Here is a 22,801-nt window from a genome sequence, read left to right as displayed (position 1 = left end):
TGCGCTGCCTGGCCGTGGGGTCGATCCCGCCGGCCGCCGCGCTCGGCGTGCTGACCATGCCGCAGCTCTACCTCGTGGCACTGGTCACCGGGGTGCCCCGGAGCGACGGGGGGTCACTTCTTCGCTTCCGGCTTCGGCTTCGGCTGCCCCTTCAGGGCAGGCGCGACCGGCGCGGCCTTGGTGATGTCGAGCGCGAAGTTCTGGACCACCACGGCGCCCCGGTCACGCTCCGGGGTGCTGATCGGGTCGTTCTGGATGCTGCGTCGCTTCATGGGTGTTCACCTCCTTCCATCGACTCGGCGGGAACCCCGGGGCGGTCGCCCCGGGGTGGCCGGGGGAGCGGTGGCGGCCAGGCGTGTTCGGCGAACCGGACCATCGCGGCCAGCACCGATCGGTGGTCGGCGGTCCGGCGGCTGTAGTGGCCGCCGTCCACCCAGAGCAGCTCGTGCGGCACCGCCAGCCGCCGCAGGTCCGCGGCGTACCGGGCGACCTGGTCGGGCGGGCACCGCTCGTCGGTCCGCGAGGCGACCAGCAGGACGGGCGAGCGGACCTGGTGCACGTACGTCCGCGGGTCGGCGGCTCGGTAGCGTTCGGGCACCTCGTCCGGGGTGCCGCCGAAGAGCTGCCGGTCGAGCTCGCGCAGTGCGGGGGTGGTGGTGCGGTACGTGGCGGGGTAGTCCGCGATCGGCTGCGCGGCCATGCCGAGCGACCACAGCTCCGGCTGCGCGCCCATCGCCAGCAGGGCCAGGTAGCCGCCCCAGGAGAAGCCGCACAGGCCGGTGCGCTCCGCGAGCGCCGTACCGTCGGCGACCAGCTCCGCGCGGACGGCGGCCAGGTCCTCGATCTGCGCCAGGCCGACCCGGTGGCCGTACTCGTGCTGCCAGCGGGCGCCGTAGCCGGTGGAGCCGCGGTAGTTGGTGCGCACCACCGCGTAGCCGCGGTCGACCAGGGCGTTCACCCGCGGGTCGTAGGAGTCCCGGTCGTGGGTGGAGGGGCCGCCGTGGACCAGGAAGAGGGTCGGCCACGGGCCGGGGCCGGCCGGGGTGCTGACGAAGCTGTGGATCCGCCCGTACGGCCGGGGCGTCCAGCGCCGGGTGCGGGAGGTGTCGCCGCCGTCCGGGTCGGGGTGGTGCGCCACCTCCGTGCCGGGGCGCAGGACCAGCGGGCGGGGCGGTGTCGACTCCCGGCTCCAGACGCAGTGCAGGGTGCCGTCCGGGGCGCAGGACAGGTCGTGGATGGTGCCGCCGGGGGTGCTGATCTCCTGTACGCGCGACTGTGCGCGCGACTGTGCGTGTGCCTGTACGTGCGTCTGTACGCGCGTCGCCTCCTGTCCCGTCGGCGGGTCGAGCTCGGCGAGGAGGAGCCGGCTCCGCCCGGCCCGCTCGTGCTGGATCAGCACCCCGCGCGGCCCCTGGTACCAGCCGGCCGAGATCTGCGAGTCGAAGGAGAGCCCCGGGTGTCTTCGCAGGCCCGTGCTCGCCCGCCAGGTCGCGACGGTGTACCGCTCGTCCTCCTCGGCCACCAGGAGCAGCTCCGGTTCGTGCACCGCGAGCGGGTTGAACTCGATCGGCCAGAGCCGCAGTCGGCGGTTCCCGGCGAGCCGCAGCGGACCGTCCACCGGGGTGTCGTGCTGGGCGTCCGGCTGGATGTCCGTCGGCCAGAGGAGCACCGAGTCGTCCCCGTCGGGGCGCCCGCCGAGGGCGAGCAGCCGGCCGTCCGGCGACAGGTCGGCCAGGCTCAGGTAGCCCGGCGCCGAACCGACCAGCCGGGCCTCGCCCGCGGGCGGTCCGACGTAGCAGTGCGAGGCGCCGTCGACGCCGACGGCCACCGCCGCGAGCGCGCCCGTCCGGTCGAAGGCGACGCCGTAGGCCCGCCCGGGCGGCACGCCGTGCAGCGCCGCGCCGCCCGTTCCGCCTGTTCCGCCCGCTCCGCCTGTTCCGCCCGCGAACGGCTCGCGCCACCACCGCCCCTCACCGGCGCTGTCGGCGTCGAACCACCAGATGGCCTCGCCGTCCGGCTCGATCTCGCTGAGGTGGACGCCTTCCGGTCGGTCGGTGACCACCCGGCGCCGACCCGTCCCCAGGTCCCAGGCGACCGCCTGCCAGCGCTCCTCGACGAGCCGGGTCTCGACCGCGCGGTCGGCCGCGAGCGCGGCGAAGCCGGGGGACTGGAACGCCTGCGTCATGGACCCGGCCCTTCCGGCTCGACGGCTCGATGGTGGGAACAGGCTGCGCTGAACGTCCCGGGGCCGGTGCGCCGGTGTGAAGGTCCGGTGAACCAGCGTGAAGAAAGGGTCACTTGCGGAAGATTGCGGCCACTCTAGGGAGGCGCCGTGACGGCGACCAGACCTTTCGCACAGTTGGCCGAAAGACGGCTGAAGTGACCGCCGATAGGCGGTGATGCGGATGCGCCGGCAAGGCGCGGAGGCCACCGGCAACGGCCGCCCGCCCACGGGCCCGCCCCGACCCCGACTCCGACCCCGGCCGCGCGGCTGCGCCCGTACGGATGCGAGGCTGGGCCCCGTGAACGAGACGATCATGGCAGCCGCCCGCGAACGAGCCGCCGGACACCGGCGCCGGTTCGACCTCCGCTTCGAGGCCTACTTCGCCGCCCTGCCGGAGCGCCTCGACACGCCGCCGCTCAGCCGCTTCACCCCGCGCTGCCTGGAGCTGCTGCGGGACCTCTCGCTGCGCGGCGGCAAGCGCCTGCGGGTCGCCCTGCTGTACGAGGCCGCCCGACTGGTGACCACCGACCCGGTGCCCGGCCTGGCGGAGGCCGCGCTGAGCATCGAACTGCTCCAGACGCACGGGCTCGTCCACGACGACATCATCGACGACGCGCCCGTACGCCGTGGCGGCCCCTCCACCTACTACGCCTACCGCCGGGAGTTCCCGGAGGCGGGCCGCACCGCCCTCGGCCTGGCCGTCCTGGCCGGTGACCTCGCCGCCTTCCTGTCGATGCGGGTCCTGCTGGAGGCGGACGTCCCCGCCGAGCTGCGCCAGGCGATGCTGGAGGTGCAGCTGAACGCGGGCGCCGAGACCGTCACCGGCCAGATCGTCGACCTCGAACGCGATTTCCGGTCGCTCCCGGACGAGGAGTTCCTGCACACCGTCTGCGAGTACAAGTCCACCCGGTACTCGGTGCTCGCCCCGCTGCGGCTGGGGCTGCTGGCCGCCGGCGCGGACCTGGCCGCCCACGACGCACGGCTGCGCCGCTACGCGACCCTGGTCGGCATCGGCGGCCAGCTGCGCGACGACTACCTCGACCTGTTCGGCGACGAGGACGCCACCGGCAAGTCCACCGGCGCCGACCTCCGCGCGGGACGCCGCAGCTACGCCGTGAGCGCCCTGCTCGCCGCCGCGGACGAGGCCCAGCGGGCCGTGGTGGAGTCCGCGCTCGGCGACCCGCACTGCCCGGACGACACGGTGGAGCACGTCCGCGAGCTGGCCCGGAAGCTGGGCGTGGACGGCAGGCTCCGCTCCGACATGCGCCGCTGCGCCGAGGCGGCCCGCGCCGAGGCCGAGGGCTGGCGCCCGCACTGGCGGGAGGAGGCGGTGGCCTTCTTCGCGGGCCTGCCGCTGTCGAACGTGGTGCCGGACTGACCGGGCTGACCGGGCGCGGGCTCCTCCGCTTCGGGAGGAGCGCCGCTCAGACCCGGGCCGGGAGCCAGCCGTGCTGGACGGCGCGCACACCGGCCTCGAACCGGCTGCGGGCGCCGAGCCGCTCCATCAGTTCCGTGGCGATCCGCCGCGCCGTGCGCGGCGAGACGCCCAGCCGCTTGGCGATCGCCTCGTCGGTGTGCCCCTCGGAGAGCAGCCGCAGGGCGGCCGACTCCTGGCCGCTGAGGCCCCGGGAGTCGCGCACGGCGGGGCCCACCAGGGGCCGCGCGGCGTCCCAGACGTTCTCGAACAGCGCGCACAGGGCCGTCAGCGTGCCGTGGCCGGTCAGCACCACGGCCGCCGCCGCCGTGTCCTCGCTGTTCACCGGGATGACGGCGGTGGCGCGGTCGACCACGATCATCCGGGTCGGCAGCGACGGCTGTCGGAGCCTTCGGGAACTGACGCCCTTGAGGCTGTTGACCAGCTTGGAGAGCTGGATCTCGGGCGGGTAGTGCACCAGCAGATGGACGTGGTCCTGTTCGCCGTTGGACTGCTTCAACTCGGCCTCGAAGTCCGCGCATACGTCCCGCGTGATCTCTTCGCAGCGGGTCAGCATGGCGTCCGTGAAGGCCCTGCGCCGGTACTTCGTGGCGAAAACCAAGTGGACGTGCAGGTTGTGGACGACATGGCGGCCGGTGCGCATATCGGGATTCGGATTCCATCGCGGTGCCATGAACCAAACTGCTACGGTGGGCATCGTGCAGCTTCGGTATGCCTTCCGCGTGTACCCGAGCGCTGGTCAGCGTGCTTTGTTGGCAAGGTCGTTCGGGTGTGCGCGGGTGGTCTTCAATGACGCGCTCCGCGTCCGTGAGGACGCCCGCGCGGCCGGGTTGCCGTTCGTCACGTCGGCCGAGCTGTCCAAGCGGCTGACGGTCTCGAAGAAGACCCCCGGGCGTGCCTGGCTCGGCGAGGTGTCCTCGGTGATCCTGCAGCAGTCCTTGCGGGACCTGGACACCGCGTACCGGAACTTCTTCGACGGCATCAAGGGCAAACGGCCAAAGGCCGGACCGCCGCGCTTCAAGTCCCGTAGGGACAACCGGCAGGCGATCCGCTTCACCGCCAACGCCGGATGGAGGATCACCGACGGCGGGAAGCTGCGCCTGCCGAAGATTGGTGACGTGCGGGTGAAGTGGTCGCGCCCGCTGCCGTCGGTGCCGTCCACGGTGACCGTGGTCCAGGACGCCGCCGGGCGGTACTTCGCCTCCTTCGTGGTCGGGACCGACCCGGCCGCCGACCGTGAGCGGATGCCCGCGGCCGACGCCACGGTCGGCATCGACCTCGGACTGGCCCACTTCGCCGTGCTCTCGGACGGCACGAAGATCGACAGCCCGAAGTTCCTGCGCCGCGCCGAGAAGAAGCTCAAGAAGGCGCAGCGGGTGCTCAGTCGCAAGGTGAAGGGGTCGAAGAACCGGGACAAGGCCCGGGTCAGGGTCGCCCGTGCGCACGCGCGGGTGGCCGACGCGCGGCGCGAGTTCCACCACCGGCTCTCCACCAGGTTGATCCGCGAGAACCAAGCGGTCGCCGTGGAGGACCTGGCGGTGAAGGGACTCGCCCGCACGCGCCTGGCCAAGTCCGTGCACGACGCCGGGTGGTCGGCGTTCGTGACCATGTTGGAGTACAAGGCCGCCCGCTACGGGCGTGCCTTCCACCGGACAGGCCGCTTCGAGCCGACCTCGCAGGTGTGCTCGGACTGCGGCGTCAAGGACGGCCCCAAACCCCTCGGTGTCCGGGAGTGGACGTGCGGGGCGTGCGGGGCTGTCCTGGACCGGGATGTCAACGCGGCGGTCAACGTCGCCAAGGCCGCCGGACTGGCGGTATCGGCCTGTGGAGCGCAGGTGAGACCGGAACGCGTTCCGGCGCAGCGCGGTGAAGCAGGAACCCACCCGAAGCCGTACCGGGCAACGGTGCGACAGGCGGGAATCACTCGCCTTTAGGCGGGTGAGGATGTCAAGAACTGGAACTGTCCCGATCCGGCCCCGCTGGACGAAACCGGCAGGGGACGTTTCCGTCCACCTGACAGCCCTTCCGTCCGCCTCGGGCCACGACGAAGGTAGAGGTCGCCGGCCGGGAGCACCGGCCGGCGAGGCCACCAGGACGAAGCGGCACCGCGGGACGCACGGTCCGGCCGCTCCACCCACCCGGCCCCGCCTCCGTTGAAGGGCCCCACCATGCTGCGCACCCGTCTCGCCAAGGCCGCCGCGGTCGTCACCCTTGCCGTCGCCGCCGCCCTGCCCGCCGTCGCCCTGTCCGTCGCCGGGCACGCCACCGCCTCAGTCCCCCGCGTTGAGGCCGCCGACGTGCACGACGACAACATGATCTGGCAGTAAACGGCACCGCTAACCGGCACCGCCGCGGGCGCCCACGACCGCTGCTCCTGCAGGGCAGCCGTCCCGCCCCGCGCCTATTGAACACCGGTCCCGGTCTCCGTGCCCGTCGCCACCGCCCGACCCGCGGACCGTTCCTCCACTGCCGTACCACGCCTGTCCCAGCCATGCCCGAAACAGGAGAACCCACCATGCGCAAGCGTTCCGCCCGCACGCTGGTCACCGCCGCGGTCACACCCGTCCTCATGCTGGCGGGAGCCCAGATCGCCGTCGCCGGTGTCGGGTCGAACATCGTCGGCACCGCCGAGGCCAACCTCGGCCACGGCGCCTGCGACACCAACAGCGCTGGCGGTAGCGGCTACTACACCAGCTGCGGCGAGAACTGGTGCGCCGACTTCGCCCGCTGGGTCTGGGCGCAGAACGGCGTCAACGTCTCGGGGCTGACCTCCGGGGCCGGCAGCTTCGGACAGTACGGCTCCGGTCTGCACTCGACCCCCCCGCGTCGGTGACGCCGCCGTCTTCAACTACAGCTCCGGCTACGCGGAGCACGTCTCGCTGGTCGTCTCGGTCAACTCCGACGGGTCCGTCGGCACCATCGGCGGCAACCAGGGCAACAGCCAGGTCACCCGCGGCACCATCACCGCCGGCGGGATGTACGGGTCGAAGCACGTCAGCGGCTACGTATCGCCGATCGACGGCCGGGGGTCCTCGGCCGGTACGGAGTCGGGTGGGGCGGGTCGGGTGCGCTGGGCGGACTTCGACGGTGACGGCCGTGCGGACTACGTCATCCTGAACGACAACGGTTCGGCGCGGGTGTTCCTGAACAAGGGTGGTGACGGCCACGGTGGTTGGAGCGACCTGGGCAAGGTCGCCGGCGGTGTCACGGCCGACACCTCGCGGATCAAGTGGGCGGACATCGACGGTGACGGGCGTGCCGACTACAACATCGTGAACCCGGACGGCAGCATCACCAGCTACGTGAACCACGGTGGTGACACCGGTGGCGGCTGGACCCTGCGTTCCAAGATCACCACGGGTCTGACCAGCAACCAGAACACCGTCGACCTGGCCGACATCAACGGTGACGGCCGTGCCGACTACCTCGTGACCACCGGTCCGACCACCGCCTTCCTCAACAACGGCGGAGACGACCGGAACAACCCCGGCTGGATCGACTACGGCCAGATCGCCGCCGGCGCCTGAACCGCGACCGGAAACAGGGAAGGAACCCCGTGAAGCGCACCACCACACTCGCCATGGCCGCGGTGACCGCAGTGGCCGCACTCGCCGCCGTGGCCCCCACCGCGTCCGCCGCCGCACCGACGCCCGCCCCGGTCCTGCGGGTGATGCCGCTCGGCGACTCGATCACCGCCGGGTACCGGAGCACCACCGACGCCGGGTACCGCGGACCGCTCGCCGACCTGGTGGCCCAGCAGAACCGCTACACCGTCGACCTGGTGGGCTCGCGCGGCAACGGCGCGGTGCTCGACCCGGACAACGAGGGCCACAGCGGGTCCATGGTCAACGACCTTCTGGCCGGAGTCGACGGATGGCTGGCCGCTGCCCAGCCGGACGTCGTCCTGCTCCACATCGGCATCAATGACCTGGACCGGGGCACCGACAAGGCGCACGCCGCGGACCGGACGTCGGCGCTGATCGACCGGATCCTGGCCGACCGGCCGGGGGTGACCGTCCTCGTGATGGGCCTGATCCCGACCACGCCGAACCTGACCGCCCAGGTGGCCGACTACAACAGCGCCCTGAGCCAGGCCGTCCTCGCGAAGCAGGCCCAGGGCCGCAAGGTCCGCTACACCGCCGCGCCCGCGCTGACCCCGGCCGAGATGGCCGACGGCCTGCACCCCGACGACCTGGGCTACCAGCGGCTGGCGCAGACCTTCGACCAGGCCCTGGACCGCGCCTTCACGGACGGCCTGGCCGCCCCGGCCCCGGTGCACCACGCCGGTACGGAGTCGGGCGGGGCGGGCCGGGTGCGCTGGGCGGACTTCGACGGCGACGGCCGCGCCGACTACATCGTCCTCAACGACGACGGCTCGGCCCGGGTCCTCCTCAACAAGGGCGGTGACGGCCACGGCGGCTGGAGCGACCTGGGGCAGGTCACGACCGGGATGACCAGCGACCGCAGCCGGGTCCGCTTCGCCGACTTCGACGGTGACGGCCGCGCGGACTACATCCTGATCAACGGTGACGGGTCCGTCCGGGTCTTCCTGAACAAGGGCGGTGACGGCCACGGCGGCTGGAACGACCTCGGCCAGGTCGCGAGCGGGCTCACCGCCGACCCCTCCCAGGTCACCTTCGCCGACTTCGACGGCGACGGCCGCGCCGACTACCTCATCACCCAGCCGGACGGCGCCGTGGGCGCCTTCCTCAACCGGGGCGGTGACGGCCACGGCGGCTGGATCGACGACGGCAAGGTCGCCGGCGGTCTCACCACCGACCGCGGCCGGGTCCGCTTCGCCGATCTCGACGGTGACGGGCGGGCCGACTACAACGTCATCAACCAGGACGGCTCCATCACCACGTTCCTCAACAAGGGCGGCGACGGCCACGGAGGCTGGACCGACTACGGCCGGACGGCGACCGGGCTCACCACCGACCAGGCCACGGTGGCGCTGGCCGACATCAACGGTGACGCCCATGCCGACTACCTCGTCACCACCGGCCCCACCACCGCCTTCCTCAACAACGGCGGTGACGGCCACGGCGGTTGGACCGACTACGGCCGGATCGCGGCGGGCGTCTGAGCCGGCGGGTCATTGATCGACCCGCGTGGCGCGATGCGCAGGGCGGTGGTCTTCGCGGTGGGGAACCCCGCGAAGACCACCGCCCCGCGCGTTCGTGCGCCCGTACGGCCGCGGTCGGCGGCTACCGGCGGGCGAGCGTCGCCGTGACCGCGTCGCGGGCGGCGTCGCGGGGGTCGGCGTCGGTGGAGAGCCAGGCGAGGTGGCCGTCGGGCCGGACGAGGGCGGCGGTGACGCCGGACCAGGCCGGGCGGTGGCCTGCCGGGCGGTCGCCAGCCGGCGGGGCGGTGTGGACGTCGAGGCCGGGCGTCACGTCGTGGGCCAGCGGCGCGAGCGGTGACGGGGCGTCGGGGGCGGTGGCGAGGTCGAGCAGGACGTAGCGGCCGCGGCGCAGCAGGGGCAGCAGCGTGCCGCTGCCGTGGACGGCGAGGTCGGGGGCGCGGGTGCCGGTGAGCGGGTGGGCGCCGGACGGGTCGGCGGGCGGGTAGGTGACGGCGAGCCCGGCGGAGCGCAGGGCCAGGATGTCGGAGAACTCCGGGACGCCGGCGATGAGTTCGCCCAGCAGGTCGCGCATGGCGAGGTTCTCCGGGGTGTAGGTGGTCATCAGGCCGGTCTGCGCGCGGGTGCTGCGCAGCAGGTCGGCGCCGACCGGGTGGCGTTCGGCGTGGTAGCTGTCGAGCAGGCCGTCGGGGGCGGTGCCGGCGAGGGTCTGGGCGAGCTTCCAGCCGAGGTTGCCGGCGTCCTGGAGGCCGACGTTGAGGCCGGGGCCGCCGGCGGGGAAGTGGGTGTGGGCGGCGTCGCCGGCGAGCAGGACCCGGCCGTGGCGGTACCGCTCGGCCTGGCGGGTGGCGTTGCCGAAGGTCGAGATCCAGCGCGGGTCGCGCATGCCGTAGTCGGTGCCGGTGATCCGGCGGACCCGGGTGCGGAGCTCCTCGACGGTGGGGGTCTCGGGTCGTTCCCGGACGCTCCGCGCGTCGTTGCCGACCACCCGGTGGAGGCCGTCGGGCAGTGGGAAGACCATGACGGTGCCGTGCTCGGTGGAGACGGAGTGCGCGGCCGGCGGCGCGTCGAGGACGACGTCGGCCATCCAGGCCCACCGGGTGGCGGCGGTGCCGGGGAAGCCGATGCCGGCGGCGGTGCGCACGGTGCTGCGGCTGCCGTCGCAGCCGACCAGGTAGGCCGCGCGCAGCCGCCGGGGCCCGGCCGGGGCGTCGACGTCGACGGTCACCGCGTCCTCGTGCCGGGTCAGACCGGTCACCCGGTGCTCGCGCAGCAGGCGGACGCCGACGGCCTCGGCGTGGGCGGCGATGAGTTCCTCGGTGCGGGCCTGCGGCAGGGCGAGGGTGAACGGGTAGGGCGTGTCCAGCCGGGAGAAGTCCATCCGGCTGGTGAGCGAGGCGAAGTGTCCGCTGGGCACCCGCAGGCCTTCGGCGAGGAACGGCGCCACCAGCCCCCGGGCGGCGAACAGTTCGAGGCTGCGCGGGTGGACGGTGAGGGCGCGGGAGTGCGGGTCGGGCTCGGCCCGGGTCTCCAGCACGGTCACGTCCACGCCGTGGAGCCGCAGCTCGCAGGCGAGCCAGAGGCCGACCGGTCCGCCGCCGGCGATGACGACCTGGTGCGTGGCGTCCGGTGCGGGGGCGAGGGCGGAGGCGTGCGTGCTGGTGTGCGTGGCTTCGGACATGGCGAAGCCCCCTTTCTTGGTCACTGACCAACGATGGCTCCTCCAGTACACTTGGTCGGTGACCAAGAATCAACCCCGGACCACCGCGCGGCCCCGGCTCGACCCGACCGCCGTGGTGAACGCCGCGCTCGAACTGCTCGACGAGAAGGGCGCCGACGCCGTGTCCCTGCGCGGCACGGCCGAACGCCTCGGCGTACGGATGAACACCGTGCTCTGGCACGCCAAGACCAAGGCCCGGCTGCTGGAGCTGATGGCCGAGGCGATCGTCGCCGAGGTCCGGTTCTCCGACCTGCCCGAGGCCCCGGCCGAGCGCGTGCGCGAACTGGCCCGCCGCTACCGCCGCAGCCTGCTCGCCCACCGCGACGGCGCGGCCGTCGTCGCGGGCACCTACGCCGCCGAGCCCGCGACCCTCGGCTTCGCCGACCACGTCGTGGCGGCCCTGCTCAGCACCGGACTCGACGAACGCCGGGCCGCCTGGACGTTCTGGAGCATCCAGTACCTGACGCTCGGCCTGACCCAGGAGGAACAGGCACTCCGCGCCTCCGACGAGGAGCACAGCCTCGGCCCCGCACTCGCCGACGGCGGCTACCCCGCGCTCGACCGGGTGGCCCGGCACATGGAGGACACCGCGTTCGACGAGCGCTTCGAGTTCGGCCTCGACCAGCTGCTGCGCCCCCTCCGGGAGGCCGAGGAGGGGTGACGCGGGCTCCGGGCGGCGGGGCCCGGACACGACGACCGGCAGGCCGTCCGGTTTTCGTCATGCGGCACGGACTCGACCCCGCGCTCCGGTGGACGCCGTCGCCGCGCGCCCGCCCGCTGCGCCGGGTGCGCGCCCTGGTGCGACGGCGGCGGGCGTCGCACACTGGCGGGGCGACAGTAACCCCGGGTAACGCACGCGCCACCGTCAGCAGGGGGATGCCGATGGAGTACGTACCGATCCTGCGTGGCAAGGCGGGCGAGTTCATCGCCCTTCGCAACATCAGCGCCGACGTCCAGGCGCGCATCCGCCCGCTCCTCGAAGTCCACCCCGACCAGCGCCTGGCCGACGTCGTGCAGACCTTCGCCGACCACGCCGGGGACCACCTGCCCGGCAACCTCACCGTGACCGTCGACTGCGGGCAGCTCTGGCAATACGGCGCCGTGGGGACCGGCTTCCGCGGCCACGCGATGCGCTGGCTCAGCGACGCCTTCCGCGAGTGGCTCCACACGCTCGTCCCCGCCTTCCGCACCACCGACCCGGACGGCTCCCTCGACGAGACCCGCCAGGCCCAGCTCGCCCACGGCGCCGGAGGGTGCCTGCGCGTCGACCTCAACCACCTGCCCCACGGCCCCCGGGAACTGACCGAGGACGTCCGCCGCACCCTCGACGCCGTCGTACTCAAGCCGCCGGACACCGACCTGCTGCTCGACGCCGGCTACCTCCCCGACGCCGACACGGTCACCGGCCTCGTGCCACGGGCAACCGAGGTCCTGGCCTGGGCCCGCGCACTGCCCTGGCGGCGCATCGCGCTCGCCGGCGGCGCGTTCCCGCCGTCCCTGCGCCGCGTCACGCCCCACGTCCTCACCGCGCTGCGCCGCCACGACCTCGACCTCTGGGAGCGCGTCGCCCGACGGGCCGGAGGCCGACCGCCCGACTTCGGCGACCACGGCGTCACCCACCCCGAGCCGCCCGCTCCCGCCCGCGTGCGAGCCGCACCCGTCAACCTGCGCTACACCAGCGGGCGGCACTGGCACGTCGTGCGGGCCGTCGGCATGGCGGGGATCGACACGCTCCGGCTGTGCCGCGAACTCACCCGGGCCGAGGTCTGGTTCGGCGGTCGGACGAACGACGAACTGTCCTGGGGGGACGGTGAGATCCGCCTCCGGGCCGACGGCCTCGCGGCCGGTCCCGGCGGCCCCAGCCAGCGGCGCGCCTGGGAGACCTCCCACCACCTGGCCGCCGTCACCCGGTCCATCGCGGAGCGGGGACGGCCCTGACGGTGCCGCCCGCACGCGGGGCCGTGACGCCTACGGGTGACGCCTACTGGCCGACGTCAGGACGGCAAGGCAATTGGACCGAGCAATGCACCCGCTCGGTGATCATTTGTCGGACAGGCTCCAGCCCTGCCGCTCCAGCCATTCCGAAATCACCTGGTTGGTTTCTTCCGGCATTTCCTCCTGGATCCAGTGACCGCAGTCCAGGCCGACCACTTCCACGTTGGGCACGAACTCTGCCAGTCTTTCGAACCTCGGGATCGCGAAGTCCTGGTCGCCGTAGATCATGAGGGCGGGCTGCTTGATGACCGGGTCCGCGTCCGCCAGCTGGTGCCAGTTGCGGTCGAGGTTCCTGTACCAGTTGATGCCGCCGGTGAATCCCGACGTCTCGAACGCGGAGACGTAGACGGCCAGGTCGCTGTCGCTCATGACGGGCTCACCGAGTGCTGTTTCCGCCTTGGCGAGGTTGATGAACGCCATGCCCGGTTCTGGGGATGCGGGGGGCACGTTCTTCCGGTAGAGGTTGCGGAGGAACCGGGAGGTGTTGGCATCGAATGCGGCGTCCGCGACGCCCGGCTGCCGGTTGAAGTGGACGAAATAGAAGTCGCCGCCGAGGAAGGTCTCCATGACCTCGATCCACGGCGTTTCTCCGCGCTCCTGGTAAGGCAGGCTCAGGTTGATCAGCTTGTTCACCCGGTCGGGGTGCAACAGGGTCAGCCCCCAGACGACGAACGCACCCCAGTCATGGCCGATGAAGGTGGCGTCCTCGTAGCCGTAGTGGTCCAGGAGCGCGACGAGGTCACCCGTCAGGTGTTCGATGTCGTAGTCCGTCACCTCGGTCGGGCGGGATGAGTTGCCATAGCCCCGCTGGTTCGGTGCGATGACGTGGTAGCCGGTCGCTGCGAGGACGGGCATCAGGTGACGCCAGGAGAAGGCGTGCTCCGGCCAGCCGTGGCAGAGCACGATGGGCTTGCCCTTGTTCTCTCGGCCTGCCTCGAAGACTTCGAGCTCCACACCGTTGACCTGGACGAGGGTGGGCTCGGGAAATTCTGCTGGATCGAACACTGCATTTCCTCTCTGGGGCGTTCGCCGGCGGTCGACCTCCTCGATGAGGCCATGTCGCCATCGTGCTCCCCAAACCGGTCACCCCATGACCGGTTTCCATGAGACTTTTATCAGCATGCGATCCGATCGGCTGGTGGCCGTACTCCTCCTGCTCCAACGGCGCGAGCAGGTGACAGCCGCAGAGGTCTCCCGAGAGCTGGACGTCTCCGAGCGCACCGCCCGCCGCGACCTCGACGCACTGGCCATGGCCGGGGTGCCCGTGTACTCCGTACAGGGCCGAGGTGGCGGCTGGCGCCTCGTGGGCGGCGCTCGTACCGACCTGTCCGGGTTGACCGCCAGTGAGGCCCGCGCCCTGTTCCTGGCCGTCGGTCCGGCCTCGGATGCGACGCCGGCGATGAAGGCAGCCCTGCGCAAGCTCGTCCATGCCCTGCCGAAGCCCTTCCAGGTGCAGGCCGAGGCAGCGGCGGCGTCGCTGGTCGTGGACCCGCAGCGATGGGGGGCGAGCCGGATCGAGCACCGGCCGCCGCGCTTCCTCGACGAACTCCAGGACGCGGTGATCAGCGGCGTCCAGGTGTCGCTCGGCTACGTCGACAGCAAAGGCGTCGAAACCCGGAGAACCGTCCACCCGCTGGGCATCGTCGCCAAAGGTCCTGTGTGGTACCTCGTCTCCAACACCGGGACCGGCCGACGGGTCTTCCGGATCGACCGCGTGTCGTCCGCTGACCCGACCGGCGACCCTGTGCACCGACCCGGGGACTTCGACCTTGCCGAGAGCTGGAATGAGATCGCCGAAGAGGTCGATCGCAAACGAACGCCGCTGGAGGTCCAGGCGGTATGCACACCCGACGGGATAGGCATACTCCGGATGGCGCTCGGCGACCGGCTCGACGTGGGAGGTTCCACGACCGATGGCCGCATCGAGGTCGTGATCCGCGGCCCCAATGAGTACATCCTCGCCGGCGAGCTCTCCGGGCTGGTCGAATGGGTCGAGGTGACCGGCCCTCCGGGTGTGCGAGACCACCTGGCCTCGATCGGCAACGCCCTCGTCGAACGATACGGCCGGCCGCGCACCCGCGGAGACCTTCACCCGTCTTGAAGCGGACGAGGCAGGGCTTCGAGAACAGTTCCGTTCAACAGGGTGGGTTCGTCCGTTCGGCAGTCGCCTGGTCACGAGTCGGCGGGCCTGCCGGGCCCTCAGGTTCCGGGGCGCCGGAACGGCTTGAGCCGCACCCCCTCCAGGCTGTCGGCGATCAGCTGGTCCAACCGCCGCTCCCGGGTCTCGTCCCGCTTGGCACTGATCACATGGTGGATCGCCGACTTGCGGTAGGACGGCGCCTGCCCTCTGAACCACTCCCACGCCCGCGGTTCCGCTTGGAAACGAGCCAGCTGCGCCGCCTCGAACTCCCAGACCGGCTTCTCCTCGCGGCCCCGGTCACGGGCTTCGAACACCGCGATGCCGGCCGGCCGCATGAGCCCCTGCGCGGTCAGCTCCTCGATCTTGCGGAGGTTGACCTGGCTCCAGTTGCCGCGCGGCCTGCGCGGGGTGAACCGGATCGTCCAGGAGAAGTCGTCGATCGGGCTCTGCCGGCCGTCGATCCAGCCGTAGCACAGGGCCTGGTCGACCGCCTCCGACCAGCTCAGGGTGGGCTTGCCCGTTCCCTTCTTCCACATGCCCACCCGGCATTCGGAGGCAGTCGCATGGTGCTCCTCCAGCCAGTCCCGGAACTCCTCAGGACTTGAGAAGAAGGTTGGTTCCATGCGCGGTGCTCCCGTCGGTCGACTCGTCGGTTCCATTGAACCTGTCGGGTGCGACAATCCGAGGCCTGGGCGAAGCTGCTGGAACACGTCCAGGTCGACGATGCGGTGGGCCGGGTGGAGTGGACGGTTGCCGTGGACTCCACGGTGCAGGGGTGCGGCCCGCGTGTTGAGGCCATTCCCGGGTGCGGGCGCCCGAACCCGTCGCCCGGCGGGCAGGATGGCCGGCGGCCCGCGCCCCGCCGGGCCTCGACGACCGATCGGAAGGCAGGAACCAGCGATGCCGAAGAGCCCACGGCGATTCACGGCGGTGGCCACCGTCTGCGCCGCACTCATCAGTGCGGTGGGCCTCCTCGCACCGACCGCGCAGGCGCAGGTGCGGACAGGGGCACCGGCGTCGGTGCTCGCCGCACCGGACGCGGAGACGGGCCTGCCGAGGGACACCGGAACTCCCCCGGGCACCGAGGGCCAGTCCACCACGGTCACCCGTCCCGACGGCACCCAGGCGCGGTTCGCGGTCTTCTCGACCGACTACGCCACCGGCCAGACCATCTGGTACCGGACGCAGTCCGCCCCCGGCGGCCCGTTCGGCGCCTGGAGCCAGGTCAACGGCATGAGCCTCAACTTCCAGAACCTGGTGCTCACCGCCGCCGCGGACGCCGACGGCGCCCTGGAGGTGTTCACCATCGGATACCAGTCGTCGGTCCTGGTACGGATCCACCAGGCCGGCCCGGACGGTCCGTGGTCGGCGCCCGAGCCCTTCGGCCCCGCCGGGGCGGGCGTGCCGAGGTTCTTCGGGCCACCGGTGGCCTTCCAGCGGGCGGACGGCACGCTGGCCTTCTTCGAGGTCTACCAGGGCTCGGGCAGCCCGCGGTTGTACGTCAACGAGCAGAGCGCCCCCGGGGTCTGGGGCTCCTGGAACGACCTGGGATCCGGCCCGCTCCCGGCGGGGGTGGCCACTCCCTCCTCCGTCACGCAGTCGGCGGACGGGCGGCTGACGGTGCTCGCGCACATGTGGAACGCCACGTCGTGGACGGCCCGGATCTCCGAGCAGGCTCCGGGCGGCCCCTGGGACCCCTGGCAGGACTGCCGGAACGGCGGCTGCGCCGCGGGCTGACCCCGGCACCCGCCACCCGTATCCGAGCGGCGCCCCGCACGTGAACCCCTCCTGGCCTCCCGGGAGTTGCGTGCGGGGCCGGGCCGCCGGTGCCCAGGCCGTTGTCCGGTCCGGGGTCGGGGCCGGTGACGAAGCCGTCCGGGGAGACCGAGATGTCGGCGATGACGCGGGTCATGCCGGGGTGCGTCCGGTCCGCTGCCCGGGGGCGGCGTCTCCGCCTCCGGACTGCCGCTGCCTGGTTCGTGCCCGGGTCGACGACGCGCGGGCGGAGGGACACGTGGGGCCGCCGACCCGGGTCGGCGGCCCCACGTCCGTCGTCAGGCGGTGGCGCCCTGACGGCGGGCGAGGGCGTCGGAGGCCTTGGCGGTGGCGTAGAGGGAGACGCCGAGGGCCAGCACGAGGGCGGCGCCGGCCGCGAAGACGGTGCCGGAGGAGACGGCCTTGGCGTCCGCGGCCTCGGCGCGCGCCGATCCGGTGATGAACGGGACGACCGCCAGGACGGCGACGCCGAGGGCGACCTCTCCCCACACGACCTTCGGGAAGTGCCGCAGCGTGAGGTGGAGCAGGGAGGAGGTGTCGTCGGTGCGCCGGGCGTGGGCGATGCGGGGCATCAGCCAGAACTGGTTGAAGGCGCCGGCGGTGACGAGGCCGAGGACGAGGAGGACCTTGACGAGCAGGGCGAGGCCGTAGCCGGTGGCCCACAGCTGGGAGACCGCGCCGACGTGCTTCCAGCTGAGCCAGAGGCCGGAGACGGTGACGGCGGCGACGCAGACCATGGCGACCAGGCTGAAGCGGCGCCACAGGTCCGCCCACAGCAGGCCGGCGCCCGTGCCGAGCCGGCCGCGGGTGCCGGCGAGGGCGACGAGCAGGGCGAGGCCGCCGAGCCAGACGGTGCCCGAGACGATGTGCGCCTGGTCGAGGAGGAGGTCGAGCCAGCGGTCGAGTCCGGCGGGGGTGGTGGTCGGGACGGCGGCGATCAGGGTGACGGCGAGGGCGGCCGGCAGCGCGGTGAGCGCTATCGCGTCGACCTGGCGGCGTACGGCGGGGACGAACAGGGCGGCCAGCAGGACGGCCGTCGCGGCCAGGACGGCGTTCTGGACGAGGTGGACGGTGCCCTGGGCGATCCAGGCGCCCTTGGCGGCCGGGGCCTGGAGGTAGTCCCAGAGCCTGCCGGGGGCGAGGGCGTCACCGAAGGGCATGCCCTTGCCGGCGCGGGCGAGGCGGGCGGCGAGCTGGAAGTAGCCGGCGACCAGGAGGACCACGCCGGACACGGCCAGGTAGGTCGCGGCCCTGGTGCGCAGGACCCTGGAGTCGTCGGGGTCCGCGCCGCGCAGGGCGGGGCGGACGGTGGTGGCGTAGGTGACGGTGGTGCCGATGGCCGCGCTGAGGCCGAGGAAGTAGCCGGCCTTGGTCAGGACGCGCCACAGCGGGGGCAGGACGTACGGGGTGGCGGTGGCGGCGAGCGAGGCAGCGTGCATGGGGGAGTCTCACGTGGTGGTGGGTGGATGCGGAGCAGGGTGGTGCGCCGGAGGGCGGGCGGGGTGGCACCCGCCCTCCGGCACCGCCGACGGGCTGTCAGGCACCGGCGGCGACGGCGTCGGGTGCCGTGGCGGCCCTGGCGGTGAGGGCGCGGCCGTAGCGGCGCAGCAGGAGGACCGCGGTGGTGGCGAGGCCGATCAGCAGGCCGAACCAGAGGCCGCGGGTCTCGCCGCCGAGGGGGTAGGCGAGGAGCCAGGAGGCGGGCAGGCCGACGGCCCAGTAGCCGACGAGGGTGATGCGGAAGCCGCTCCTGGTGTCGTCGAGGCCGCGCAGCAGGCCGACGCCGATGTTCTGGGCGCAGTCGAAGAACTGCAGGACGGCGACGACGACGAGCAGGCCGGTGGCGATCTTCAGGCCCTGCTGGTCGGTGGGCGCGTTGGGGTCGAAGTAGGGGCGCAGGACGAGGTCCGGGAGCGCGAGGTAGAGGGTGCCGACGACCGCCATCACCACGGCGCCGCAGGCGAGCGCGGTGTTCTTGATGCGGCGGGCGGCGGCGTACTCGCCGAGGGCGAGTTCGCGGCTGACGTTGATGGACGCGGCGTGTGAGAGGCCGACGGCGACCTGGAAGACGATGTAGATCAGCTGGTTGACGGCGGTGTGGGCGGCGAGCGCGGCGGGGCCGAAGCTGCCGGCGAGCAGCGCGGTGACGGAGAAGAACCCGGCCTCGGAGCCGTAGGTGGCGGCGATCGGCGTGCCGAGGCCGAGCAGGCGGCGGACGGTCGCGGCGTCGGCGCGCCAGAAGTCCAGGCTCAGCAGCGGTGCCAGCCGGTCGTCGCGGCGGGCGGAGGCGTAGAGGGCGAGGAAGGACAGCAGGTAGACGCTGCTGGTGGCGACGCCGATGCCGGTGAGGCCGAGCCGGGGCAGGCCCCAGGTGCCGTGGATGAAGGCCCAGTTGAGGGCGGCGTTGACGGCGACGGAGGCGAGGGTGATCCGCAGCAGGGCCTGGGGGCGGCGCATGCCGACGGTGAACTGGCGGATCGCCTGGAACCAGAGGCAGGGCACGAGGCCGGGGGCGAGGGCGGCGAGCATGCCCTGGGCGCGGTGGGCGACCTCCGCGTCCTGGCCGAGCCAGGTGGCGGCCTGGCCGATGAGGACCATCAGGACGGCGCCGGCCAGTCCGGCGAGGGTGGCGACGGCCATCGCGGCCCGCACCAGGCCCCGGACTTCCTGGTCGGCGGCGTCGGTGTCGGCGTCGGCGGTGGTTCCAGTGGGCTCGGCGGTTCCGGCGCGTTCGGCCCGGGCCGCCGCGGCCGCCACCTGGTTGCCGACGGAGGTGACCAGCCCGACGCCCATGGTGCGGAGCTGGTTGAAGATCACCAGGGCGAGGCCGCCGGCCGCGAGGGCCTCGGTGCCCAGGACGCCCATCATGATCGTGTCGGTGGTGGTGAGGGCGACCTGGGCGAGCTGGGTGAGGGCGAGCGGTACGGCGAGGGCGGCGAGCGCGCGGCTGTCGCGCGCCAGGGTGGTCAGCTGCTGCATGGTGGGTGTCACGTCTCTGGGTGTCACGTCTCTGGAGGTGTCAGGGCCTGCGGAGTTTGGCGAGGGATTCGTCGATGTCGGTCTCGACGGCCTCGTCGAGGAGGTCGCGGGCCGTCATCCAGTCGTCGTTGAAGACGGTGTCCAGGTACTTCTCCCCGCCGTCGTTGATGAACGCGACCATAACGGCGTCCGGCGGCAGGGTCGTCAGGCGGGTCAGGGCGTCGTGGACGACGCCGCCGGCGGAGCCGCCGATGAGCAGCCCGGTGCGGCGGGCGACGACGCGGGCGGTGGCGAAGGCCTCGATGTCGCCGACCTTGACGCCCTCGTCGATGAGGTCGTAGTCGACGAGCAGGCCGATGGTGGCGCCCTCGGGGGTGCCGGTGCCGGACTGGTAGTAGTCGTGGGCGGGCGGGCCGAAGGCGATCGAGCCCTTCGGCTCGACGCCGACGACCGTCACGTCCGGCACGTACGCCTTGAGCTCGCGGGCGGTGCCGCACAGCCCGCCGCCGGTGCCGACGGCGCCGACCAGCACGTCGACCCGGTTGTCCAGGGCCTGGGCGATCTCCCGGCCGACCGCGTGGTAACCGACCGCGTTGCTGGGGTTGTTGTGCTGCTCGGTGAAGAAGGTGTTGTCCCTGCCGCGGGCCATCTCCTCGGCGAGCTCCTCGCGGGCGGCGGTGTGCAGCTCCTCGCCGTCGGTGTCCGCGTCGACGTACACCAGCTCGGTGCCCATCGCCTTCATGCCGCGCAGCTTGTCGGCGGCGGCGTGGTTGTCGACGACGGCGGTGAAGCGGTAGCCGCGTTCGGCGGCGACCACGGCCAGCCCGAGGCCGGTGTTGCCGGAGGTGGACTCGATGATGTGGCCGCCCTCGCGCAGCTGTCCGCGCTCCTCGGCGTCGAGGACCATCTGCCGGGCCATGCGGATCTTGGCGCTGCCGGTGGGGTTGAACATCTCCAGTTTGAGGAGCAGGCGGGCGCCGTTGTCGGCGCGGGCGAGTTCGAACAGCGGGGTGTAGCCGATGAGGTCGGAGATCCGGGTGACCACCGGGGGGCGGTGCAGGGCGTCGGTCATGGCGGGGGGCTTCCTGGTGAGCGCGGTGGGCGGCGTCGGATCAGTGGGATCAGAGGGCGGGGCGGCGGTCGAGGCGCCAGCGCGGTCGGCCGTCCTCGTGCTGGACGACGACCTTGGCCGGCAGGGGGAGGTCGTGGAAGGGGGACTCGTTGGAGTCCATCTGGTAGCCGGCGGTGTTGGGGTAGACGAGGAGGTCGCCGACCCGGGGCCGGGCGGGGAAGGGGATCTTGCGCCAGGTCAGGAGGTCGGAGTCGAGGCAGCTGGCGCCGCCGACGCACGCCCGGTACTCCTCGGCCGCCTGGCCGGGAGAGCGGGGCAGGAGTACGGGCTCGGGCAGGTACTCGCTGTTGAACCACTGCTCGGACAGGCTCAGGCTGGTGCCGTCGACGGTGACGATGCCGTATCCGGCCCGGTCCTTGACGCCCTGGACGACGAAGACGGAGGAGCCGGCCCGGTCGAGCAGCGCGCGTCCGGGTTCCAGCAGCAGCGTCACGCCGGCCTCCCGCAGCCGCTCGGCCAGGTCGGGCCCCTGCCCGCCCGGACGGCCGGTGAGGATCGAGCGCAGCGCGTCGGCCCCGGCGACGGGGGAGTGGTAGGGGTAGAAGTCGCCCGTGGTGAACGCCCTGCCGCCGTGGTAGTGCCCGGGCTCCTGCTCGGCGAGGAACAGCTCCCAGGCGTCGGCGGGCACGTAGTCGACGGCGAAGCCGCCGCCGATGCTGATCCGGTCCGCCCGCAGGCCCATCGTCCGGGCCTTGAGGCACAGGTCGACGAGTTCGCCCGCGAGGTCGGTGCGCGGCCGCACCTCGTAGCCGGACAGGTGGAAGCTGAAGCCCTCCATCCGGACCCGCTCACCGGCCGCGGCGCAGCGCGACAGCGCGGCGTCCAGCTGGTCGTCGTCGAGGCCGAAGCGGCTGCGGGGCTGGGCCGGCGGGTGGCGGCGCAGCAGGAGGCGGACGGGCCGGGGGACGTCCAGGTGCAGGACGCGCTCCAGTTCGTCGAGGGCGTCGACGGCGATCAGCGCGCCCTGGAGGGCCGCGATGCGCAGCAGGGCCTCGGACTTGGCGGGGCCGGTGACGATGAGGTCCTCGCCGCGCACGCCGTGGCCGAGCGCCTCGCGCAGCTCGCCGAGCGAGGCGACGTCGACCCCGGCCCCGGTGGCGGCGCAGCGTTCGACGAACGCGGCGGCCTTGTTGGCCTTCTTGGCGTAGTAGACCCGCCCGTCCACGCCGGTGTCGGCGAGGACGGCGCGGAACGCGGCGAGGTTGGCGTCGAAGCGCTCGGGCAGCAGGTAGTGGAACCCTCCGCCGAGGCCGTGGGCGAGTTCGTGGAGCAGGCCGCTCGTGTGGAGGCGCTCGGCGAGGGGGTCGGGGTGGGCGGGCAGGGTCAGCGCCACAGGTCCACCTCGGTGCCCAGGCCCTGGTCGGCGGCGAGTTGGGCGAAGCGGTGGCCGAGCGCGATGTCGGTGACGACCAGGCCGCTGTTGTAGGCGAAGATCCGCTGGTCGGGTGCGGTACGGGCGTTGGAGGCGCCGGAGATGGCGGCGGGCAGTTCCAGGTCGACGGCGGGCAGGGTGCCGTCGGCGTCGGCCATGTCGGTGCCGGTGACGCGCATCTGGGCCTCGCTGGTGGCGATCACCCGGTCCGCGCGGTGCAGCGTGGACGGGGCGAGGCCGTGGCCGACGAGGATCGCGGTCGCGCCGGGCTTCAGCCAGTCGGCCTCGACGGCGGCGGGGGTGTGGCCGCCGGCGGTGGCGACGATGACGTCCGCGTCCCGGGCGGCCGCTTCGAGGTCGGTGACCAACTCCAGCTCGCGGCCGGGGAAGTGGCGCTCCAGCTCCTGGCGGACGGCGGCGATGCCGTCGGGGTGGGTGCCGGAGAGCAGCAGGCGCTTCAGTCCGGGCAGCGTGGTGAGCAGGAACGGCAGCGCGAGGCGGCCCTGGGTGCCGGTGCCGATCACCAGCGCGGTGGCGGCGTCGGGGGAGGCGCACTCGCGGGCCAGCAGGGCGGAGACGGCCGGGGTGCGCAGCGAGCCGATGCGGGAGCAGTCCATCATGGCGACCGGCAGGCCGGTGACGTCGTCGTAGACCGTCAGCGTCGTGTAGTAGTGCTGCTCGTCGCGGCCCTTGTCCAGGCCGTGCTTGTACGAGGTCTTGAACGCGACGACGTTGCGCACCCCGTCGCGGCCGAGCATGGCGTAGGAGACGGAGTGGCCGTCGGCGGGCCGGACGGTGAGCTTGCGGGGGTTGTCGGACCGGCCGGCGGCCAGGGTGCGGTAGGCCTGTTCGACGGTGTCGACGACGTCGGCCAGGGTGATGTCCAGGCCGGCGAGGTCGCTGGTGGAGAGTACGCGCAGGGTGGTGTCGTCCCGGTCCACGCGG

The 22,801-nt window shown here is 72.9% G+C and carries 21 protein-coding genes and 1 pseudogene; 10 read left to right on the top strand and 12 right to left on the bottom strand.

Annotated elements, in window-relative coordinates; genetic code table 11:
* Positions 1 to 113: 113 nt before the first annotated feature.
* Both ACWDD9_RS07380 and ACWDD9_RS07375 read right to left on the bottom strand, forming a co-directional pair.
* On the bottom strand, positions 114 to 272 hold the full coding sequence (locus ACWDD9_RS07380; protein WP_181970410.1) for a hypothetical protein: 159 nt from the start codon (positions 270 to 272) through the stop codon (positions 114 to 116).
* Complete coding sequence (locus ACWDD9_RS07375; protein ID WP_449811062.1) at positions 269 to 2,185, bottom strand: alpha/beta hydrolase family protein; 1,917 nt, start codon at positions 2,183 to 2,185, stop codon at positions 269 to 271. Before ACWDD9_RS07375 ends, ACWDD9_RS07380 begins: the two co-directional genes overlap by 4 nt.
* A 352-nt stretch (positions 2,186 to 2,537) precedes the next feature.
* On the opposite strand from ACWDD9_RS07375, the gene ACWDD9_RS07370 reads away from it, so the two are divergent.
* A complete protein-coding gene (locus ACWDD9_RS07370) occupies positions 2,538 to 3,602 on the top strand; it encodes a polyprenyl synthetase family protein (RefSeq protein WP_449811069.1) in 1,065 nt (354 codons plus the stop codon).
* A gap of 46 nt (positions 3,603 to 3,648) precedes the next feature.
* Here ACWDD9_RS07370 and ACWDD9_RS07365 read toward each other — a convergent pair whose 3' ends face one another.
* Together ACWDD9_RS07365 and tnpA are read right to left on the bottom strand one after the other, a co-directional pair.
* Positions 3,649 to 4,020, bottom strand: coding sequence for a helix-turn-helix transcriptional regulator (locus ACWDD9_RS07365; RefSeq protein ID WP_387828013.1), 372 nt, complete (start codon positions 4,018 to 4,020; stop codon positions 3,649 to 3,651).
* A 21-nt stretch (positions 4,021 to 4,041) separates the two neighbouring features.
* Positions 4,042 to 4,332 (bottom strand): annotated as a pseudogene (gene tnpA / locus ACWDD9_RS07360) (IS200/IS605 family transposase); the annotation flags it as partial.
* 25 nt (positions 4,333 to 4,357) lie between these two features.
* Here tnpA and ACWDD9_RS07355 point away from each other — a divergent pair.
* The 5 genes from ACWDD9_RS07355 (at position 4,358) to ACWDD9_RS07335 (ending at position 8,745) form a co-directional block, all read left to right on the top strand.
* Positions 4,358 to 5,593: an RNA-guided endonuclease InsQ/TnpB family protein gene (locus ACWDD9_RS07355; protein WP_449811068.1), complete on the top strand. Its 1,236-nt coding sequence runs from the start codon at positions 4,358 to 4,360 to the stop codon at positions 5,591 to 5,593.
* A 234-nt stretch (positions 5,594 to 5,827) separates the two neighbouring features.
* Positions 5,828 to 5,986, top strand: a complete 159-nt coding sequence (locus ACWDD9_RS07350; RefSeq protein ID WP_375873014.1) for a hypothetical protein — start codon at positions 5,828 to 5,830, stop codon at positions 5,984 to 5,986.
* Positions 5,987 to 6,174: 188 nt separating this feature from the next.
* A complete protein-coding gene (locus ACWDD9_RS07345; RefSeq protein WP_449811061.1) occupies positions 6,175 to 6,492 on the top strand; it encodes a hypothetical protein in 318 nt (105 codons plus the stop codon).
* Between the two features lie 142 nt (positions 6,493 to 6,634).
* On the top strand, positions 6,635 to 7,186 hold the full coding sequence (locus tag ACWDD9_RS07340) for an FG-GAP repeat domain-containing protein (protein WP_449811060.1): 552 nt from the start codon (positions 6,635 to 6,637) through the stop codon (positions 7,184 to 7,186).
* Positions 7,187 to 7,215: 29 nt separating this feature from the next.
* On the top strand, positions 7,216 to 8,745 hold the full coding sequence (locus tag ACWDD9_RS07335) for an FG-GAP-like repeat-containing protein (RefSeq protein WP_449811059.1): 1,530 nt from the start codon (positions 7,216 to 7,218) through the stop codon (positions 8,743 to 8,745).
* A gap of 121 nt (positions 8,746 to 8,866) precedes the next feature.
* On the opposite strand, the gene ACWDD9_RS07330 is transcribed toward ACWDD9_RS07335, so the two are convergent.
* A complete protein-coding gene (locus tag ACWDD9_RS07330; protein WP_449811058.1) occupies positions 8,867 to 10,423 on the bottom strand; it encodes an FAD-dependent monooxygenase in 1,557 nt (518 codons plus the stop codon).
* Between the two features lie 58 nt (positions 10,424 to 10,481).
* On the opposite strand from ACWDD9_RS07330, the gene ACWDD9_RS07325 reads away from it, so the two are divergent.
* Entirely contained in the window at positions 10,482 to 11,123 is a 642-nt protein-coding gene (locus tag ACWDD9_RS07325) for a TetR/AcrR family transcriptional regulator C-terminal domain-containing protein (RefSeq protein ID WP_449811057.1), read from the top strand.
* Positions 11,124 to 11,344: 221 nt separating this feature from the next.
* A complete protein-coding gene (locus ACWDD9_RS07320; RefSeq protein WP_049651707.1) occupies positions 11,345 to 12,400 on the top strand; it encodes a beta family protein in 1,056 nt (351 codons plus the stop codon).
* A gap of 102 nt (positions 12,401 to 12,502) precedes the next feature.
* On the opposite strand, the gene ACWDD9_RS07315 is transcribed toward ACWDD9_RS07320, so the two are convergent.
* Positions 12,503 to 13,462, bottom strand: a complete 960-nt coding sequence (locus ACWDD9_RS07315; protein WP_449811056.1) for an alpha/beta fold hydrolase — start codon at positions 13,460 to 13,462, stop codon at positions 12,503 to 12,505.
* A 115-nt stretch (positions 13,463 to 13,577) separates the two neighbouring features.
* Between ACWDD9_RS07315 and ACWDD9_RS07310 the strand changes: the two genes are divergently transcribed.
* The gene (locus ACWDD9_RS07310; RefSeq protein ID WP_049651711.1) at positions 13,578 to 14,558 is read left to right on the top strand and encodes a helix-turn-helix transcriptional regulator; all 981 of its coding nucleotides are present in this window, start codon (positions 13,578 to 13,580) and stop codon (positions 14,556 to 14,558) included.
* A gap of 98 nt (positions 14,559 to 14,656) precedes the next feature.
* Here ACWDD9_RS07310 and ACWDD9_RS07305 read toward each other — a convergent pair whose 3' ends face one another.
* On the bottom strand, positions 14,657 to 15,220 hold the full coding sequence (locus ACWDD9_RS07305; RefSeq protein ID WP_449811055.1) for a YdeI/OmpD-associated family protein: 564 nt from the start codon (positions 15,218 to 15,220) through the stop codon (positions 14,657 to 14,659).
* A gap of 277 nt (positions 15,221 to 15,497) precedes the next feature.
* On the opposite strand from ACWDD9_RS07305, the gene ACWDD9_RS07300 reads away from it, so the two are divergent.
* Positions 15,498 to 16,334, top strand: a complete 837-nt coding sequence (locus ACWDD9_RS07300; protein WP_449811054.1) for a hypothetical protein — start codon at positions 15,498 to 15,500, stop codon at positions 16,332 to 16,334.
* Between the two features lie 317 nt (positions 16,335 to 16,651).
* Here the strand turns inward: ACWDD9_RS07300 and ACWDD9_RS07295 are convergent, their stop codons facing one another.
* The 5 genes from ACWDD9_RS07295 to ACWDD9_RS07275 all read right to left on the bottom strand — a co-directional run bounded on the left by ACWDD9_RS07295 (position 16,652) and on the right by ACWDD9_RS07275 (position 22,797).
* On the bottom strand, positions 16,652 to 17,812 hold the full coding sequence (locus tag ACWDD9_RS07295) for a CopD family protein (RefSeq protein WP_449811053.1): 1,161 nt from the start codon (positions 17,810 to 17,812) through the stop codon (positions 16,652 to 16,654).
* 97 nt (positions 17,813 to 17,909) lie between these two features.
* Complete coding sequence (locus ACWDD9_RS07290) at positions 17,910 to 19,352, bottom strand: MATE family efflux transporter (RefSeq protein ID WP_449811067.1); 1,443 nt, start codon at positions 19,350 to 19,352, stop codon at positions 17,910 to 17,912.
* A 40-nt stretch (positions 19,353 to 19,392) separates the two neighbouring features.
* Positions 19,393 to 20,424, bottom strand: a complete 1,032-nt coding sequence (locus ACWDD9_RS07285; protein WP_449811052.1) for a cysteine synthase family protein — start codon at positions 20,422 to 20,424, stop codon at positions 19,393 to 19,395.
* Between the two features lie 49 nt (positions 20,425 to 20,473).
* Complete coding sequence (locus ACWDD9_RS07280) at positions 20,474 to 21,817, bottom strand: Y4yA family PLP-dependent enzyme (RefSeq protein ID WP_449811051.1); 1,344 nt, start codon at positions 21,815 to 21,817, stop codon at positions 20,474 to 20,476.
* A complete protein-coding gene (locus ACWDD9_RS07275; RefSeq protein WP_198959361.1) occupies positions 21,808 to 22,797 on the bottom strand; it encodes an ornithine cyclodeaminase family protein in 990 nt (329 codons plus the stop codon). Before ACWDD9_RS07275 ends, ACWDD9_RS07280 begins: the two co-directional genes overlap by 10 nt.
* Positions 22,798 to 22,801: the final 4 nt, after the last annotated feature.

This window comes from Kitasatospora sp. NPDC001119 (genome assembly GCF_053598475.1).
The sequence above is the reverse complement of the archived record's forward strand: the minus strand, read 5'-3'. Positions and strand labels throughout refer to the sequence as shown.